Here is a 15,959-nt window from a genome sequence, read left to right on the forward strand (position 1 = left end):
TTGCCCTCTTTCAGTACGCTTTGCGCGCCGCATCACGATCGTGATGGAGGGCGCTGTATCCTGTCATGAGAAGGTTGCCGAAACAATATCATATCCATGGGAGCCCGGATTCGAGCTCCATCCAAGCCACCACAGCGCTGTCACAGCGTCTGATCCATCTCCACCGACGGACAACTGTCGGGCGGTTGATGCCGCACCACGCGCGCCGGCACTCCGGCCACGGTGCAATGCGGCGGTACGGCTTTCAGGACGACGCTGCCGGCGGCGACCTTGCTCATCATGCCGATTTCGATGTTGCCGAGGATCTTCGCGCCCGCGCCTATCATCACGCCGTAACGAATCTTCGGATGCCGGTCGCCGTGTTCCTTGCCGGTACCGCCGAGGGTGACGTTCTGCAGGATGGAAACCTTATCTTCAACCACGGCGGTTTCACCGATCACGATGCCGGTGCCATGATCGAGCATCACGCCGCTGCCGATGCGCGCGGCCGGGTGAATATCGACGGCGAACACCGCCGATGCCTGGTTGGACAAGGCGAACGCGAGTTCGGATCGTCCGGCTTGCCAGAGCGCATGGGCAATGCGGTAAGTCTGCAGTGCATGAAAACCCTTCAGGTTGAGCAGCACATGCAGGGAATCCGGGCAGGCGGGATCGCGTTCTTTCACCGCCGCAAGGTCGGCGGCAATCTGCGAGATGATGGCCGGATGCGCGTGCAGGATGTCTTCCATCAGGGGGCGCAATGCCGTTTCCGGAAAATCCTCGCAGGCGAGACGGCGCGCCAGCACGGCCGCTACGATGGCGACCGGAGAGGCATGCGCGAGTACCAGTGCGTGCAGGCGCGCTTGCAGGATCGGTTCGCGCCGCACCAGGTCCTGCGCGGCGCGGTGCATGTCGTGCCAGACGCCGTCTTCCTCGCGTGTCCCCGGCATTGCAGCCTGGTCAGGCTGTGCGACATCGGCTTCTGCTCTGTTCATGATGGTTCTCCTGGTTGCGTTCATGCCCGCATAAAACAAAATGGCCGCAGTTTTTACCTCACTGCGGCCATTGGAATCTGACGAAAAACGCACGCGCTAGTCGGCAAGCCCCTCCGGCCGCCGGCGACAACAAATCAGGGTGGAAACAACTGGCTTGCTCATGCGTCTAAACAAAAAGAAAATATGCTTATATGAAAACTGGTATTTGGCCATTAAAGCATATTTTGCGGATTTTGGCGCAAGCGCCGCGCAGTGCGATTTCGGCTGCACATCCCGCTTTTCAATCACCATGAAAACTTTACGCATAGGCCTGATCGCGGATACACACGGATTGTTGCGACCGGAAGCCCGTGTCGCGCTCAAGGGCGTGGACTTAATCATTCACGCCGGCGATATCTGCAACGCCGAGGTCTTGCATGCGCTCCAGCAGATTGCTCCCGTCGTCGCCGTGCGCGGCAATAACGACAGGGGCGCCTGGGCTGACGCATTGCATGAAAGGGAAACCGTCACGGTCGGCGGCGTCGCCATCCATGTGGTGCATGACCTCGCCGATCTCGACCTCGACCCGAAAAGCGCCGGCATTCAGGTTGTGGTCAGCGGCCATTCCCATCGGCCCTCGCTGAAGATGGAGGGCGGCGTCCAGTTCGTCAATCCCGGCAGCGCCGGCCCGCGCCGCTTCAAGTTGCCGATTTCGCTGGGCTTTCTCCACATCAGCAACGGCAGCGCGAAAGTGGAGCTGCAAACGCTGGAAGTGGATTAGCAGACATGCTACTCAGGCCTGCTAATTGCATCATGGCCCGACAGCCATTCCTGACGGACATGCCCGATCCTGATTCATGGTAATGTGCCATCACCCCAATGCTCCGGAAAGGATGCCCGTGAAATTTCGTCTGCCCTCGCAACTCGCCTCCGTCACCTTGTTCATGGCTGCACTCTCGTTGACAGCCTGCGTCGATTCCGCCTCGACCACCAGCGCAGCCACCAAACCCGTCGCCGCATCAGAGTCCTCCGGTTCCTCGTCTTACGATCCTGCAAAGATGGATCTGAAACCCGTGCCGGCAAAAGTCACGTCCGAACGTCATACCGGTGCCTATGCCGAAGGCAGCGCGCTCAGCACGGGACCGATACTGAAGCCGCTCGACCCGTCGCCGGTGAAGACGATACGGCTGGATACCACGCACAAGATCATCGACCTCGCACCGGGCGTCAAATTCAGCGGCTGGACCTTCGGCGACCAGGTGCCGGGGCCGACAGTGCATGTACGCGTCGGTGACCGTGTCAAGTTCTCGATGACGAATCGCAGCGACGAGCCCGTGCCCGGCCCGCGCATGACGGCCGCACCGATGATGCACTCGATGGATTTTCATGCGGCGATGGTTTCGCCGGAAGACAAGTATCGCTCGATCGCGCCGGGGCAAACCATGGAGTTCGAGTTCACGCCCAATTATCCCGGCGTCTTCATGTATCACTGCGGCACGCCGATGACGCTGGAACATATCGCATCGGGCATGTATGGCGCCGTGGTGGTCGAACCGCGTGGCGGCTATCCGACCAAGGCGGACCGCGAATACGTGATCATCCAGAGCGAGTTTTACGTCAAGCAGGCACCCGGCAACGCGAAGGTGCAGGGCATACCGCTCTATGTGCTGGACGGCGACCGCTTGCGCAACGCGCAGCCGACCCACACCGTGTTCAACGGCGTGCACAACGGGATGATGCGCACTCCCCTCCCCGCCAAGCCGGGCGAGCGGGTGCGCTTGTACGTGCTGAACGCCGGCCCGAGCAAGACTTCCAGCTTCCATGTGGTCGGCGCGATCTTCGACCGCGTCTGGATCGAGGGTAATCCGGACAACCAGTTCCGCGGCATGCAGACCGTGCTGCTCGGTTCGTCGAACAGCGCGATCGTGGAATTCGTGGTTCCCGAAGAGGGTTCGTATGTGATGGTCGATCACCACTTCGCCAATGCATCGCAGGGCGCGGTCGGCCTGATCAGCACCGGCGCCGCCGGCGAGCACGCGACGGAACACCACAACATCGCCGCGTCGCCGACGCCGACCGACCCGGACGAAATACAAGGGAAACAGCAGTTCGAATCGAAGTGTCTCGCCTGTCATGCGATCGAAGGCGGCCGCGGCAAGAAGATCGGCCCCGACCTGGCCGGTGTGACCAAGCGCCGCTCCGACGACTGGCTGCGCCGCTGGTTGAAGTCACCCGAGCAGATGCTGGCCAGCGATGCCGACGCGAAGACGCTGCTCAAGCAGTTCAACAATCTGCCGATGCCGAACCAGAATCTGTCGGATGCCGAAATCTCGCATTTCATCAAGTATTTCCACTGGCTTGATTCCCAGCCCGGCCCCGCGCCGATGGATCACGAGAGCAACGAGAAAGGAAAGTCATGAACGCACCGGTAAAGGCTGCACTTGCATTCGCGCTGGCTGCGTGCTGCACGGCAGCGTTTGCCTGCGGTCACTGCGTCGAAGACAAGGTGGCCGCCGTCTATGACCATGCGGAACTGATGCGCGCCGAGGCAGCGCGTCATCATGTCGCGTACTGCGCGATCGACGGCAAGCTCGAGTACCTGCAGTCCGGCGATGTCGCGCAGCGCGGCCTTGTGCAGGCAGCAGAGGCAACACCGGGCGTCGATCGCGGCAGCATCCGTATTTCCGTCGATAACGCCGCGTTGTCTTTCTCCTTCGATCCGTCCAAGGTGTCGGTGGACAAGGCAGTGCGTACGATGAACAAGAAGATTGCCGCACAGGGATTGCGCCTGGATCCCATGCGCGTGATGGAGCGCACTGCGGTACTGAAAAATGTCGAGGCAGCATCGCCTACGCGCCGCCCTTGAAGAAGTTCCACGTAAGAATTGCAAGACACGGTAAAAACGCGCAGCACCATGAATGACGCGCGGCACGTGCGCCGGTTCGCCACCGGCGCACCCGCCCCTTCCTGAAATCCGCCGCGACACTGCTGCCGCCGCGGAGCGCGGCTTGCATCATCCATCGCATCGCCCATCGCCCCGTTTCCCCCTGGATTTTGGCATCCTTATTGCTGTGCCCGGATATCTCGGCATTGGAGGGATAGTCCATGCACGGCACTGCACTGTACGGCCCGCTCAAACTCGTCAGCCTGCTGATAGTAATCCTGATGCTGGCCGCCATCGTATATGGCGGATACATCTCGATCAGCTACTGGTCCGGTATCGGTGTTTGAGGGGAGGCGCGGCACAACATGAACAAACGACAAACCCGCCTCTTCGCCATCGGCTCGACCACCGTCCTGGCGCTGGCCTTCCTTGGCATGACCATCGACACCCATCGCCAGGTCGACAAGCTGACCAACGCGGAAAACCTCACGCCGGCGGTGATACATGGCAAGGATGTCTGGCACAAGTACAACTGCATCAACTGCCACACCTTGTTCGGCGAGGGCGCGTACTATGCGCCGGACCTGACAAAAATCACGCAATACCGTGGCGCGCCCTATCTGCGCGCCTACCTGCATGACCCCTCCAAGTTTTACAACGAGCAGCGCCATCGCCGCCTGATGCCGACGCAAAACCTGGCCGACAATGAAATCACCGACCTGCTCGCCTTTCTCGACTGGGTCAGCAAGGTCGATAATCAGGGCTGGCCGCCGCGTCCCATCCTGGTGACAGGTTCGACCATCCCCGGCACCGGCGCAAGCCCGGCGCAGCAGCAGAATCCGGCCGGCACACCGGCCGGCGGGGCGCAGAAGGCGCCGGGCGCACGTCCTGTCACCTCGGGCGACGATCCGGTCGCGCTGGGAGAGACCTTGTTCCGCTCCTCGCCGCCCGGCTGCTTCGCCTGCCACTCGGTGGCGCCCGGCGTGAACCTGGTCGGTCCCTCGCTCTCCGGCGTGGCGACCCGCGCGCAGCAGATGATCAGCTCGGGCGAGTACAAGGGCTCGGCCAAGGACGCCGCCGCCTACATACGCGAGTCGATCGTCAAGCCGAGCGCATTCCTCGTTCCCGGCCCGACCTTCTCCGCGAACGGCCAGTCCTTCATGCCGGATACCTACGGCAAGGATCTCAAGCCGGAGCAGATCGATCAGCTGGTCGCCTATCTGATGAGCTTGAAATGACAATCCGGGTCTAGAGAGTGTTACGAAAGGGAGAACTGCAATGCGATATCGGTCCCAGGCAGTAGCGTATTGGTACTTTGCGGTGGCAATGGTGCTGTTCGGCTTGCAGCTCGTGTTCGGTCTGCTGTCCGCCTCGAAGTATCTCGGTCCCGACCCCTTGCTGTACATCCTGCCCTTCGACGTGACGAAGATGATCCACACCAATCTTCTGATCGTCTGGGTGCTCACCGGCTTCATGGGCGCGACCTACTGGATGGTGCCGGACGAGTCGCGCACCGAGCTGCACAGCGTCAAGCTCGCGTATATCCAGCTGATCCTGTGGGTGCTGATGGGCGTGAGCGCTGTGATCGGTTACCTGTTCCGCTACGGCACCGGCAACAAGCTGCTGGAGCAGCCACTGCCGCACAAGATCGTGATCGTGATCGTGATGCTGATGTTCCTCTATAACATCGGCATGACCATCCGCAAATCCGGGCGCTTCACCACCACCGAAGGCGTGCTGCTGCTCGGCCTCGGCAGTGCGGCACTGCTGTACCTGCCCTCGCTGATCGAATTCCGCAATTACACGATTTCCATTTTCTATCGTTGGTGGACCATTCACCTGTGGGTGGAAGGCGTGTGGGAAATGATCCAGGGCGGCTTCCTCGCGTATCTGCTGATCCGGCTGTCGGGCGCCGACCGCGAAGTGATGGAAAAGTGGCTGTACGTGATCGTCGGACTGGTGTTCATCGCCGGCATCATCGGCACCGCGCACCACTATTACTGGGTCGGCGTGCCGCATTATTGGCTGCCGATCGGCGGCTTCTTCAGCGCGCTGGAACCGGTGGCACTGATCGGCATGGCGATCTATGCCTATTCCGCGATACGCCGCTCCGGCCTCGCGCATCCGAATGTGCTCGCGCTGCACTGGACCGTGGGCAGCGCGGTGTTCACCATGTTCGGCGCCGGCCTGCTCGGGCTGGCGCATACCTGGCCGAGCGTGAACAAGTGGACGCACGGCACCCTGATTACCGCCATGCACGGCCATGCCGCCTTTTACGGCGCATACGCGATGATCGTGCTGGCGATGATCAGCTACGCGCTGCCCGCGATGACCAGCGAGCGGAGCGAAGGCGGCAGCAGCGTGGGCTTCTGGGCGTTCTGGCTGCAACTGGCCGGCATGTTCGGCATGACGCTGTCGTTTGCCACGGCCGGCATCGGCCAGGTCTACCTTGAGCGCATTCTCGGCCTCGGATATCTCGACACGCAGCTGCGCATCCAGGTCCACTTCGTGATGCTGATCGTGACGGCATCGCTGTTTACCATCGGCGCGGCACTGTTCATCTGGGACTTCTTCCGCAGGGCGCCGCGCTTCGACCTGATTGAAGATGTTGCGCCGGCGGGCGCCGGCCGGGCCGGAGCCATGCCGTGAGCAAGGACTGAACAGGCATGCAGATCGCCGCCATCCGGCCGGCCGACGAGCCGTTCTATGTTCCCTCCGGCGACGAAGTGCGCATCTTCGAGCAATGCCATGCGCGCAATCTGGCCGTCATGCTGAAAGGCCCGACCGGCTGCGGCAAGACGCGCTTCATCGAGCACATGGCATGGCGGCTCGACCGCCCGGTCATCACCATCTCCTGCCACGACGACCTGACCGCAAGCGACCTGGTCGGCCGCTTCCTGATCCGCCATGACGGCACGGTATGGCAGGACGGGCCGCTGACGCGCGCGGTGCGCGAAGGCGCGATCTGCTATCTCGATGAAATCGTCGAGGCGCGCCAGGACACGGTGGTGGTGCTGCATCCGCTCACCGATTACCGGCGCATGCTGCCCATCGACAAGACCGGCGAACTGATCGAAGCAGCCGACGGATTCCAACTGGTCGTGTCGTACAACCCCGGCTATCAGCGCATGCTCAAGGACCTGAAGCCGAGCACGCGCCAGCGCTTTGTCGCGCTCGACCTCGGCTTTCCGCCGGCGGAGCGCGAGATCCGCATCATCGAACATGAAAGCGGCGCCGATCGCCCCACCGTGCATGCGCTGGTGACGCTGGGGCTGCGCCTGCGCGCGCTGCAGGATCGCGGCCTCGCGGAAGTGCCGAGCACGCGCCTGCTGATCGCCGCCGCACGCCTGATCGCCAGCGGCATCGAAGCCCGGCAGGCATGCTACGCCGCGCTGGTATCACCGCTCTCGGACGATGCTGCGCTGGGGGGCGCGATGCGCGATCTGGTGGACGCGACTTTTATCTGATGGCCGAAGCCGAAGACGTCCTGGTCGATGTCGCGCACCACGCGACGGTGTACGCGCAAGACCTGTGGCGTCGGCACCGCCCGTCGCGCGCGCATGCGCCATCGCTCCGGCTCACCGACGTCGCACAACGCATCAGCCTGTTGCTCACCGCCGTGTTCGGCAATGCGTCGCCGCTGCGTGCAGCCCAGCCGCCACCGCCGCCGACCTTGCTGCAAACCTTGTTTCGGCGGCACGAACAGCCGCTGTCGCAACAAGCTCTGGCGGCGACCGACGGCGACACCATCTGGCTGCCCGCCGAGTTGCCCGGGCGATCGACGGAAGCTGCAATCGAACGCTATCGCATCCTCGCGCTGCAACAGGCGATGCGCCTGATGCGCCGCAGCGCGCAGCCATTGCCGCCCACGGCAACGGCGCTGGAGCGCGACCTGTACCTGCTGCTGGAAGCGATTGCCGCCGATGCCGCGCTGGCGTGCCTGCTTCCCGGCCTGGTCGAGGGGCTGAATGCCTTGCGGCGCGACGCACTGGCGCAACGTCCCGCGCTAGAACGTTTTGGCGCAGGCAGGCGCCGGCTCGAAGAGCTGTTGCGCGCCATCTTGCGCACGGATTGCCGCGCTGCGCCGCCGGGCTTGCTCATCGCCTCCTCGCCGTCGGAAGCATGGCTGCAGGCACAATCGCTCGCGGCAGCCATGCTGCTTGAATCGGATCCCGCGCTACAACGCATCCGCCATCCGCTCTGCAAGGATCTGTGGACCGGCGAGTTCAAGTGCCCGCCCTCTCCATCCAATGCAATGGATGCGAGAAGCACTGATCTTGCCAAAAAGAGCGACAAGCCACCGCGCAGTGCGCGCCTCGCTCGCCGTCCCGAAGTGCGCGAAGCAGCCGAGGACGAAGACGACCGGCGCACCGGTCCGTGGATGGTGCAGACCGCGCAACCGCAGGAGCATGCGGAAGATCCGATCGGCATGCAGCGGCCCACCGACCGGGATGAATCGACGGCCGCCGAGGATTTCGCGGATTCGCTCTCCGAACTGCCGGAGGCGCGCCTGGTGGCCACACCCGGCCAGCCAAAGGAAGTGCTGCTGTCGGACGATCCGCTGCCGTCGCGCACAAGAACTGCCGCCGCCGCAACACCCGGCGACGCGGCCACATTCACCTATCCGGAATGGGATTACCGCATCGGCGCCTACCGCGAACCGGGCGCACGCGTTCATCTTCTGCCGGCATCGCAGGGCTCACCGCAATGGGTGGCCACCACGCTGGCCGAACACCGCGCGATGCTGGACGCGATCCGTCGCCGCTTCGAGATGCTGCGCGCCGACCGCGTGCGCCTGCGCAAGCAGATCGACGGCGCGGACATCGACCTCGACGCCTATATCGACAGCCGGGCCGATTTCCACGCCGGCCGGCCGATGGCGCAGGGTTTGTATCAGACCTGGCGCGCATCCCGGCGCGACATGGCGATTGCGTTGCTGATCGATGTCAGCGGCTCGACCGATGCATGGGTGTCCGCGAACCGGCGCGTGATCGACGTGGAACGCGAAGCGCTGCTGCTGGTGTGCATCGCGCTGGAAGGCATGAACGAACCCTTCGCGGTGCACGCATTTTCCGGCGAGGGGCCGGACAAGGTGACGCTGCGCACCATCAAGGACTTCAACGAGCATCACAGCGATGAAGTCGCGCAACGCATCGCCGCGCTGGAACCGGAGCACTACACCCGCGCCGGCGCAGCGCTACGCCATGTCACCGCAAACCTAATGCGGCAGACCGCGCGACACCGCCTGCTGTTGCTGCTGTCGGACGGCAAGCCAAACGATGTCGATGACTACGAAGGCCGCTATGGCGTGGAGGACATGCGTCAGGCGGTGACCGAAGCAAAATTGCAAGGCATCTTCCCCTTCTGCCTGACCATCGACCGGCAGGCCGCGAACTATCTGCCTCAGGTGTTCGGTGCGCATCAGTACGCGCTGTTGCCGCGGCCGGAACTGCTACCCACGGTGCTGCTGGATTGGCTGAAACGACTGGTCGCAGAATAAGGCCGGGTGTCAGATGCCGGCGTACCACTGATACCCGTGGCCGTCTTCCCAGTAGCCGCCCTTGCCGCCGCGAATTCTGTCCAGGCTCTCGACCAGTTCGATGCGGCTGAGATACTTCGCATGCTTGTAACCGAGCTGGCGCTCCACGCGCACGCGCAAGGGCGCGCCGTTGGCGATCGGCAGCGCGCTGTCGTTGAGGTCGTAGGCGAGGATCGTCTGCGGATGGAAGGCGTCATCCATGTCGATGCTTTCGTAGTACTGCACCGAGCCGGGACCTTCCATCGGATCGGCGCAATGGAACACCACGAAGCGTGCCTCCGGACGCGGGCGCGCGACGTCGAGCACGCGCCCCAGCGGGACACCCGTCCATTTTCCGATCGCGCTCCAGCCTTCCACGCAATCATGGCGCGTGATCTGCGTGCGGCTCGGCATGGCGCGCAGTTGCGGCAGCGACAGTTGCAGAGGGTTTGCCACCAAGCCGTCGACCTTCAGTGCCCAGTCCCTGAAGCCGTTGGCAGCCAGCGCCTGATAGGCCGGGTTTTCCGGATTGCTGGTGCCGTTGCTGCGAAAGCGCGGCGACAGGTCGGCTTCGGTGAATTCCTGCGCCATCGTTGCACGCGGCAGCAATGCCTTGTGCGCCGTCCGGCTCAAGCCCTCGCCCGCCGACAGCATCTGCTGGAACCATTCGGCCCGGCTCAGGCGATCGCATCCGGCCATGCCCAGCACGGCCAGCACTTGTAAGGACTGGCGAAGGAATAGTCTCCTAGGCATTCTCATGACGCGCTCCCGTGGCGGGTTCCGGCTCGATATCGTAGTAGCCGGTGATCATGGACCGAAGATGGTTCCACAGCCCGCTGACAATCACTTCGAACACATGAATCAGCACGAACGCGACCAGCATCCACGCGATGATGAAGTGGATGGTGCGCGCCGACTGCCGCCCGCCGAACCAGTTGACCCAGCCTGTGATGGCGCTGTCGAGCATCGGCGACATCGCCATGCCCATCAGCACGATGAGCGGAAGCAGCACGAAGATGACCGCGAGATAAGCCAGCTTCTGAAGCACGTTGTAACGCCTGGCCGCCTCGCCCTGCGGATGGCGGAACAGAAGATGGTCCTTCACTGATGCCCCGATGCCCTTCAGTTCATCTTTATCCGGAGCGAGGTCGCGCGCGAGATGCCCGCTGAACAGTGCATACAGGATATAAGCCAGCCCGTTGATGACGAACAGCCACGCGAAGAAGAAATGCCACTGCCGCGCAAATGCCAGCGAGTAATAGCCGGGAATGGTGATCCACGATGGAAAGGCGTGCCGGTTCAGCGCGCCGTCCGCGCCTGTCGAGACGCCGAGCACACCCGTGGTATCGAACTGATGACTGCCGATGCGCAGGATGCCTCTTGGTGCTGGCGCTGCGTCAACAGAATCGATTTCCAGCACCGCCGGACGTCCACTGTAAGACGAATTGCCCCAGTACAGAGCGGGATGCGCATTGAAGATGGACAGGCCACTCATGAACAGCACCGTGAGGCACAGCACATTGATCCAATGCATCAATCGCACCGGCAGGCGATGCCGGTAATACAGGCTTGCCCTGCGCGGTGGCGGCATGAATGCGGAAAGCGTTTTTTGCATGATGAACACGAATCGGTGAGTACGCCTCGCGGACAGGCGTCAACAAAAGCCCAGCCACCGATGGGTGCGGCGTGAGACCGTGATTTGAATAGTTCACTATAGGGCAGTGACGCGTTAACGCCAGTCCGCACCTGCGCAGATTCGCTCTGGGAAACATTGCGGCGCGTCGTTTCCATTTGTCATGCGCGAGCCCGCCGTCGTGAACTCCGGGACTGTATTGGCCGTCGCAGCAGATAGGCTTCTTGCATTACGCGCTTACTGGGGAGGAAATCAAGGTGAAGGCATTTCAACGGAAAAAGCAGATCGCAGGATCGCGAACGCAGCGTGCGCGTCGCAACGCGGCTCAGCCAGCGCGGCCATCGCTGCCCGGGCAGGTCGTGATGGTGCTGCAGGGCGGCGGCGCTCTGGGCGCCTATCAGGTCGGTGTGTATGAAGCACTGCACGAAGCGGGCATAGAGCCGGACTGGGTGATCGGCACGTCCATCGGCGCGATCAACGGCGCACTCATTGCCGCCAATCGGCCGCAACAGCGTCTCGAACGCCTGAACGCATTCTGGCAGCGCATCGAACATGATCCGCGCGGCCTGCTGCCCTCTCTCTGTTTTCCGTTTCTCGGCAATGCCGCGATGAACTGGCTCACACTGGTCGCGGGCATTCCGGCCTTCTTCATTCCCAACCCTATGGCCCTGCTCGGGCAGCATGCGCAGATCGGCGTCGAAAACGCGGCGTATTACCTGACATCGCCGCTGCGCGACACCCTCGCCGCGCTGCTCGACCTCGACTATCTCAACGCGCGGCACACCCGTCTGTCGCTCGGCGCCGTCAAGGTCTGCAGCGGCGAAATGCATTACTTCGACAGCCGCAGCGAACCGATCACACTGGCCCACGTCATGGCCTCCGGCGCCCTGCCGCCTGCGTTTCCGGCGGTATGCATCGACGGCGAGTTCTACTGGGACGGCGGCATCTACTCGAACACGCCGATCGAAGCCGTGCTCGACGACCACCCGCGCCGCGACTCCCTGATCTTCAGCGTGGATGTCTGGAAGCCGGACGGCCCCGCACCCGACACGCTGTGGCAAGTGGCCGGCAGGGAAAAGGACATCAAGTACGCCAGCCGCGCCAACAGCCACATGGCGCGGCAAAAGCAGATCCATCACCTGCGCCACGTCATCCTCAAGCTCGCGAACGCAATGCCGGAGAGACTGCGCAATTCTGCCGAGATCAAGGAGCTTGCCTCATGGGGCTGCCAGACGACGATGCACGTCGTCCGCCTCGTCGCATCCGGCCTCGACGGCGAAGACCAGTTGAAGGACATCGACTTCACGCCTGCCAGTATCCGTGCGCGGCGAAAGGCCGGCTACGAGGACACGCGGCGCATGCTGGATCTGTCGCCCTGGAACCGACCGGTGGATCCGATCGAAGGCGTCATCATTCATGACATGCTGGCGGCTGCGCCATCGATGCTGGGCAAGGGCGTGGATGGATTTGCGGGGAGGACGAAATAGTGCGTGTGCAAAAACAGGCACTGCTGCAGATTGCGTTGCGCATCGTCTAGCGTGCGACGGTTCCGCGAACTGCCCAGGCACGTGCCATCAAGGAGATCGATCCGTCCGCGCTCACAGGAATGCGATCTCTTATACCGTCCCGCAGGCGCGCTCGTGCTGCCTCGTCGAGCGACATCGCATACGCAGGAGCCGGCCCCTGGCCGCCGAGGAACGGCTGCCAGTAGTCATCGAAATTGTTGAACGGCGTCGGAATGTCGATCGACTTCACTTCAACTCCGGTCAGATTAGCATCGGTAAAGAGCGCCTCGAGCGCTTCCGGCCGGCATACCGGAAAACGCACGCCTTCGTCCACCTTCGCAGCGTCCGGGTCCAGCTCGACCGCCGCATCCCAGAACAAGCGCATGAGCTCCATCTTTCCCGCGTAATCCCAGACATAAGCCGCGATCACGCCATCCTTGACCGCTACCCGCTTCATTTCAGCGAGCGCGGCGCGCTGATCTGGGATGAAGTTCAGGACCAGCCCCGAGACCACCACATCCACCGACGCATCGCCGAGCGGAATCGCCGTCCCGCTGCCTTGGTGCAGCTCCGCCTGCCCGCCGAGATTCTCCTTCGCGGTCTTGAGAAATCCCTCCGAAGGTTCGACGCCGACGACGGAGGATGCAGCGCACTGATCGGCAATCGCCGCGCAAAGCGCTCCCGTGCCGCATCCCACGTCGAGCCATCTCTTCCCGGCTGGAATGTTCAGCCACGACAGGAACAGCGGCGCCACCTGCCGGCTCCACCGACCGACATACTGCTCATACGGGTTGCCACGCTCCCAGGTGTCGGAAACTTGTTTGGGCTCCATGGTGAAACCTCCTGCGTGGTGATGAAGCGCAACGCGGATATCGCGGTCACGTTTGCGCGACCTTGTTCATCCCGGTATTAAAGGAATGCAAAGCATTGGACTTTTCTTGGCCGATGCCCGCTTGCTGAAGCACCAGAAGAGCGGCGGACAGGCGCTTCCCTAACCCCATTTTCTTTCGGAGGTATAACCGAATATTTGACATCCCTCATGATGCTCGGCGTTCGGCGCAGCAAATGATGTGGTCGAGAGCATGAGAGCCAGAGATTGGCGCAGCGGTGACGCAGATTCCATGTTGACACGGCCGCCAAGGAGCCCATCACAGATGCCGGATAGTCGACTGCAGGACTCTCCCTCTTGCCGTCCCTATCGGTCAGTTCTTCGTACTTTGGGGAAGTCCATTCACGATTGGTTGGCAGTCCGCACACGATCACTTCGTGGCTGCACAGACAAGGCACTCACCCGGCACCTCGAACCCACTTGACGATTCGAAACTGCGCATTGAATCCTCTACTTCGTTCCACACGGACTCGCATTCCCGAGGGGACAGGTGAGCCATCATGGCATTGAATCCACCGAAGGCTTCTCGCGCGACCCGGACATACTCGGCGGAACTGGCCGCTCCATGGGGCACCGGCACGGCGCGAAGCTCGGCATCGGCAAATCCGGCTTGACGGAAGAGGTCTTCGAGCACTCCGGGACCACCAAGGCTGAACGGTCCGGGTTGTCCCGGAACGGGAGGCGGGAGTTGCGCGCGCCGGCGGATGATAGAAGCGGGCAAGGCGCCCCAACTGTTTCTATCGGGCGTGGAAAAGACAGCGGCAGCAACCCGACCACCCGGTCTCAGAACACGGCGCCACTCGCGTAGCGCTGTCACGGGGTGCGGCATATACATCAGACCCAGCCGGCACAGCACCGTATCGAACGAAGCGTCCGGGAGATCAAGCTTCTCACCGTCCATGGCGCGTGTCTCGATCTGTTTGAGCCCGCGTTCACGGGCGACCTGGAGCGCAAGCTCGATGATCCCTTCCGAGATGTCGGTCGCCAGCACATACCCGCCAGGGCCAACTCGCTCGGCGGCACTGACTGCCGGCTCACCGGCGCCGGCGGCAATGTCCAGGATGCGCTGGTCTGGCTGAATCCGGGCCATGTCGAGCATCTGGCGAGTCGCCACGCCATACCAACGCTCCAGGGTGGGAGTCCAGCGCCGCCATGCCGCACCGTCCTTGTTCCATTGCTCTCGCTGCGCGTTCTTGTACTTCGCTGCGTCGAATGAGGGTTGCTGCTCGGCCATGAACGTCCTCCTCTCGGTTGGACCTTGATTTTACTTCGCGGCTGGGGATTCGGGCGCATCGCTTTTTCCGCCTTGGCATTCGAATTCACTCGAAAAACGTTGACCTTCGGCAAACAAGCAAGCGCAGTCACGACGCGGCGGCACCGCCATCCTTCACCGCTATATCGAAGTGCAATACGTTTTCGCGCACTCCCAGCTTTGAATACAGTGCGATGGCCGGATCATCGCCGAGATCCGCCTGCACAAAAATCACATAGGCCCCGCGCGCCGCTGCAATACTCTTGAGTTCCTGGATCAAGGCCGTCGCGATACCCTCGCGCCTGTGAGCGGCCGCGACTGCAAGATCGTAGATGTAGATCTCACTACGTTCCTGCTCGAACTTCTTCAGCTCGTAGGCCGCGATGCCGCCTACGACCTCACTCCCCTTCAATGCGGCGAGTGCGATGAAATAGTCGGACCCAAGCAACCGGCGGAGATAATCGCCGCTCGGGCGATTCCTGCCATAGGTTTCGGCCTCATCGAAAGCTTCTCCGAAGACAGTGAGAAGTGCTTCCATCAGCGCAACATCGTCGGATTCAAGCTGGCAAATGCGGAAATCAGGCGGAAGGGACATGAGTGCATCCTTCAAGAATCAGTGGATGACGGCCGGCGCACGTACGTTGCACTCAGTCCGCCATTCCGAAGAGGTAAGTACTAAAATTATTCTCCCACCGGGCATCATTGAAACGGCGCGCGGTGTCCGTTGGTAGAAGGGAGCGGGGTTGAGCGCCGTGCAAAATCTGTCCGCTCATGTCGCTCAATCGAAGACCCTCGACATGATGTAGTCGTTCACGTACTCCGCCTCATCGGCGCGCTTGTAGAACTTCCGCAGAGTCCCTTCGATCTCGAATCCGTGTCGCTCGTAGAAGGATATTCCACGAGGATTATCGGACTCCACGATCAACTCAATGCGCTTTATGCCCGACTTCTGAAGTTCATGGATGGCTTCGGTGACCATGTTGTGGGCGACTCCACGACCTTGAAACTTTGGCGCGACGGCGAGAGAGCCCAAATAGGCGACGTGAGCTGCACGCCCCGGATGTCTGGCGGCCTTGTAGAATCCCGCGACTTCACCATCCACTTCGTACACCCAGAAGTGACTGCTTTCCACGAGCTCTCGAAAGATGGGGCGAAATGGCTCGATTGGCATCGGATCAAAACCAAGAAAGCGAACAACCGTCTCTTCCATGTAGATGCGAAAGACGGCCTCAAGATCACGCATTTCAGCAAGGCGGCGCACTGTGTCTCCTGAAATTGTTCATTTCCGCGAGATGGGTTTCTTGAACAGCGCAACAAGCAAAAGC

General features: G+C 62.1%; 17 protein-coding genes. 9 read left to right on the forward strand and 8 right to left on the reverse strand.

The window, feature by feature from the left end; genetic code table 11:
- Positions 1–140: 140 nt before the first annotated feature.
- Together cysE and E6W33_RS02355 are read right to left on the reverse strand one after the other, a co-directional pair.
- Positions 141–974 (reverse strand): serine O-acetyltransferase, encoded by an 834-nt coding sequence (gene cysE, locus E6W33_RS02350; RefSeq protein WP_211097207.1) that lies wholly within the window; start codon positions 972–974, stop codon positions 141–143.
- Between the two features lie 96 nt (positions 975–1,070).
- On the reverse strand, positions 1,071–1,265 hold the full coding sequence (locus E6W33_RS02355) for a hypothetical protein (RefSeq protein WP_136413862.1): 195 nt from the start codon (positions 1,263–1,265) through the stop codon (positions 1,071–1,073).
- On the opposite strand from E6W33_RS02355, the gene E6W33_RS02360 reads away from it, so the two are divergent.
- The 8 genes from E6W33_RS02360 (at position 1,264) to E6W33_RS02390 (ending at position 9,337) form a co-directional block, all read left to right on the forward strand.
- Positions 1,264–1,734: a metallophosphoesterase family protein gene (locus E6W33_RS02360; protein WP_136413864.1), complete on the forward strand. Its 471-nt coding sequence runs from the start codon at positions 1,264–1,266 to the stop codon at positions 1,732–1,734. The two genes, E6W33_RS02355 and E6W33_RS02360, sit on opposite strands and share 2 nt — an antisense overlap.
- Positions 1,735–1,852: 118 nt before the next feature.
- Entirely contained in the window at positions 1,853–3,373 is a 1,521-nt protein-coding gene (locus tag E6W33_RS02365; RefSeq protein WP_247869485.1) for a multicopper oxidase domain-containing protein, read from the forward strand.
- Positions 3,370–3,819: a hypothetical protein gene (locus E6W33_RS02370; protein ID WP_136413866.1), complete on the forward strand. Its 450-nt coding sequence runs from the start codon at positions 3,370–3,372 to the stop codon at positions 3,817–3,819. Before E6W33_RS02365 ends, E6W33_RS02370 begins: the two co-directional genes overlap by 4 nt.
- Positions 3,820–4,058: 239 nt before the next feature.
- Positions 4,059–4,184 (forward strand): hypothetical protein, encoded by a 126-nt coding sequence (locus E6W33_RS27775; RefSeq protein WP_282183675.1) that lies wholly within the window; start codon positions 4,059–4,061, stop codon positions 4,182–4,184.
- An 18-nt stretch (positions 4,185–4,202) separates the two neighbouring features.
- Positions 4,203–5,075: a c-type cytochrome gene (locus E6W33_RS02375; RefSeq protein WP_136413868.1), complete on the forward strand. Its 873-nt coding sequence runs from the start codon at positions 4,203–4,205 to the stop codon at positions 5,073–5,075.
- 40 nt (positions 5,076–5,115) lie between these two features.
- Entirely contained in the window at positions 5,116–6,486 is a 1,371-nt protein-coding gene (locus E6W33_RS02380; protein WP_136413871.1) for a cbb3-type cytochrome c oxidase subunit I, read from the forward strand.
- A gap of 17 nt (positions 6,487–6,503) precedes the next feature.
- The gene (locus tag E6W33_RS02385; protein ID WP_136413873.1) at positions 6,504–7,304 is read left to right on the forward strand and encodes an AAA family ATPase; all 801 of its coding nucleotides are present in this window, start codon (positions 6,504–6,506) and stop codon (positions 7,302–7,304) included.
- Positions 7,304–9,337 (forward strand): VWA domain-containing protein, encoded by a 2,034-nt coding sequence (locus E6W33_RS02390; protein ID WP_136413875.1) that lies wholly within the window; start codon positions 7,304–7,306, stop codon positions 9,335–9,337. The genes E6W33_RS02385 and E6W33_RS02390 overlap by 1 nt, the downstream gene beginning before the upstream one ends.
- Before the next feature lie 9 nt (positions 9,338–9,346).
- Here E6W33_RS02390 and E6W33_RS02395 read toward each other — a convergent pair whose 3' ends face one another.
- Both E6W33_RS02395 and E6W33_RS02400 read right to left on the reverse strand, forming a co-directional pair.
- The gene (locus tag E6W33_RS02395) at positions 9,347–10,114 is read right to left on the reverse strand and encodes a molybdopterin-binding protein (RefSeq protein WP_136413877.1); all 768 of its coding nucleotides are present in this window, start codon (positions 10,112–10,114) and stop codon (positions 9,347–9,349) included.
- Positions 10,101–10,970 carry a cytochrome b/b6 domain-containing protein gene (locus E6W33_RS02400; protein ID WP_211097208.1) on the reverse strand — a complete coding sequence of 290 codons (870 nt, stop codon included), beginning with the start codon at positions 10,968–10,970 and terminating at the stop codon, positions 10,101–10,103. Before E6W33_RS02400 ends, E6W33_RS02395 begins: the two co-directional genes overlap by 14 nt.
- A gap of 380 nt (positions 10,971–11,350) precedes the next feature.
- Between E6W33_RS02400 and E6W33_RS02405 the strand changes: the two genes are divergently transcribed.
- Complete coding sequence (locus E6W33_RS02405) at positions 11,351–12,475, forward strand: patatin-like phospholipase family protein (protein WP_136414380.1); 1,125 nt, start codon at positions 11,351–11,353, stop codon at positions 12,473–12,475.
- A gap of 46 nt (positions 12,476–12,521) precedes the next feature.
- Here the strand turns inward: E6W33_RS02405 and E6W33_RS02410 are convergent, their stop codons facing one another.
- From E6W33_RS02410 to E6W33_RS02425, 4 genes are all read right to left on the reverse strand, one after another.
- Positions 12,522–13,325 (reverse strand): class I SAM-dependent methyltransferase, encoded by an 804-nt coding sequence (locus E6W33_RS02410; RefSeq protein ID WP_136413879.1) that lies wholly within the window; start codon positions 13,323–13,325, stop codon positions 12,522–12,524.
- A 427-nt stretch (positions 13,326–13,752) separates the two neighbouring features.
- Positions 13,753–14,616, reverse strand: a complete 864-nt coding sequence (locus tag E6W33_RS02415; RefSeq protein WP_136413881.1) for a methyltransferase domain-containing protein — start codon at positions 14,614–14,616, stop codon at positions 13,753–13,755.
- A gap of 127 nt (positions 14,617–14,743) precedes the next feature.
- Positions 14,744–15,229, reverse strand: a complete 486-nt coding sequence (locus E6W33_RS02420) for an AAC(3)-I family aminoglycoside N-acetyltransferase (protein WP_136413883.1) — start codon at positions 15,227–15,229, stop codon at positions 14,744–14,746.
- A 183-nt stretch (positions 15,230–15,412) separates the two neighbouring features.
- Entirely contained in the window at positions 15,413–15,895 is a 483-nt protein-coding gene (locus E6W33_RS02425; RefSeq protein ID WP_136413885.1) for a GNAT family N-acetyltransferase, read from the reverse strand.
- Positions 15,896–15,959 lie beyond the last annotated feature (64 nt).

The organism is Herbaspirillum sp. ST 5-3 (genome assembly GCF_004804275.1).
Lineage (GTDB): Bacteria > Pseudomonadota > Gammaproteobacteria > Burkholderiales > Burkholderiaceae_D > Noviherbaspirillum.

Bases quoted from the DNA above. Each gene is read 5' to 3' on its own strand.
- cysE (WP_211097207.1), bottom strand. From the start codon at position 974: ATGAACAGAGCAGAAGCCGATGTCGCACAGCCTGACCAGGCTGCAATG.
- E6W33_RS02360 (WP_136413864.1), top strand. From the start codon at position 1,264: ATGAAAACTTTACGCATAGGCCTGATCGCGGATACACACGGATTGTTG.
- E6W33_RS02355 (WP_136413862.1), bottom strand. From the start codon at position 1,265: ATGGTGATTGAAAAGCGGGATGTGCAGCCGAAATCGCACTGCGCGGCG.
- E6W33_RS02370 (WP_136413866.1), top strand. From the start codon at position 3,370: ATGAACGCACCGGTAAAGGCTGCACTTGCATTCGCGCTGGCTGCGTGC.
- E6W33_RS27775 (WP_282183675.1), top strand. From the start codon at position 4,059: ATGCACGGCACTGCACTGTACGGCCCGCTCAAACTCGTCAGCCTGCTG.
- E6W33_RS02375 (WP_136413868.1), top strand. From the start codon at position 4,203: ATGAACAAACGACAAACCCGCCTCTTCGCCATCGGCTCGACCACCGTC.
- E6W33_RS02380 (WP_136413871.1), top strand. From the start codon at position 5,116: ATGCGATATCGGTCCCAGGCAGTAGCGTATTGGTACTTTGCGGTGGCA.
- E6W33_RS02385 (WP_136413873.1), top strand. From the start codon at position 6,504: ATGCAGATCGCCGCCATCCGGCCGGCCGACGAGCCGTTCTATGTTCCC.
- E6W33_RS02390 (WP_136413875.1), top strand. From the start codon at position 7,304: ATGGCCGAAGCCGAAGACGTCCTGGTCGATGTCGCGCACCACGCGACG.
- E6W33_RS02395 (WP_136413877.1), bottom strand. From the start codon at position 10,114: ATGAGAATGCCTAGGAGACTATTCCTTCGCCAGTCCTTACAAGTGCTG.
- E6W33_RS02400 (WP_211097208.1), bottom strand. From the start codon at position 10,970: ATGCAAAAAACGCTTTCCGCATTCATGCCGCCACCGCGCAGGGCAAGC.
- E6W33_RS02405 (WP_136414380.1), top strand. From the start codon at position 11,351: ATGGTGCTGCAGGGCGGCGGCGCTCTGGGCGCCTATCAGGTCGGTGTG.
- E6W33_RS02410 (WP_136413879.1), bottom strand. From the start codon at position 13,325: ATGGAGCCCAAACAAGTTTCCGACACCTGGGAGCGTGGCAACCCGTAT.
- E6W33_RS02415 (WP_136413881.1), bottom strand. From the start codon at position 14,616: ATGGCCGAGCAGCAACCCTCATTCGACGCAGCGAAGTACAAGAACGCG.
- E6W33_RS02420 (WP_136413883.1), bottom strand. From the start codon at position 15,229: ATGTCCCTTCCGCCTGATTTCCGCATTTGCCAGCTTGAATCCGACGAT.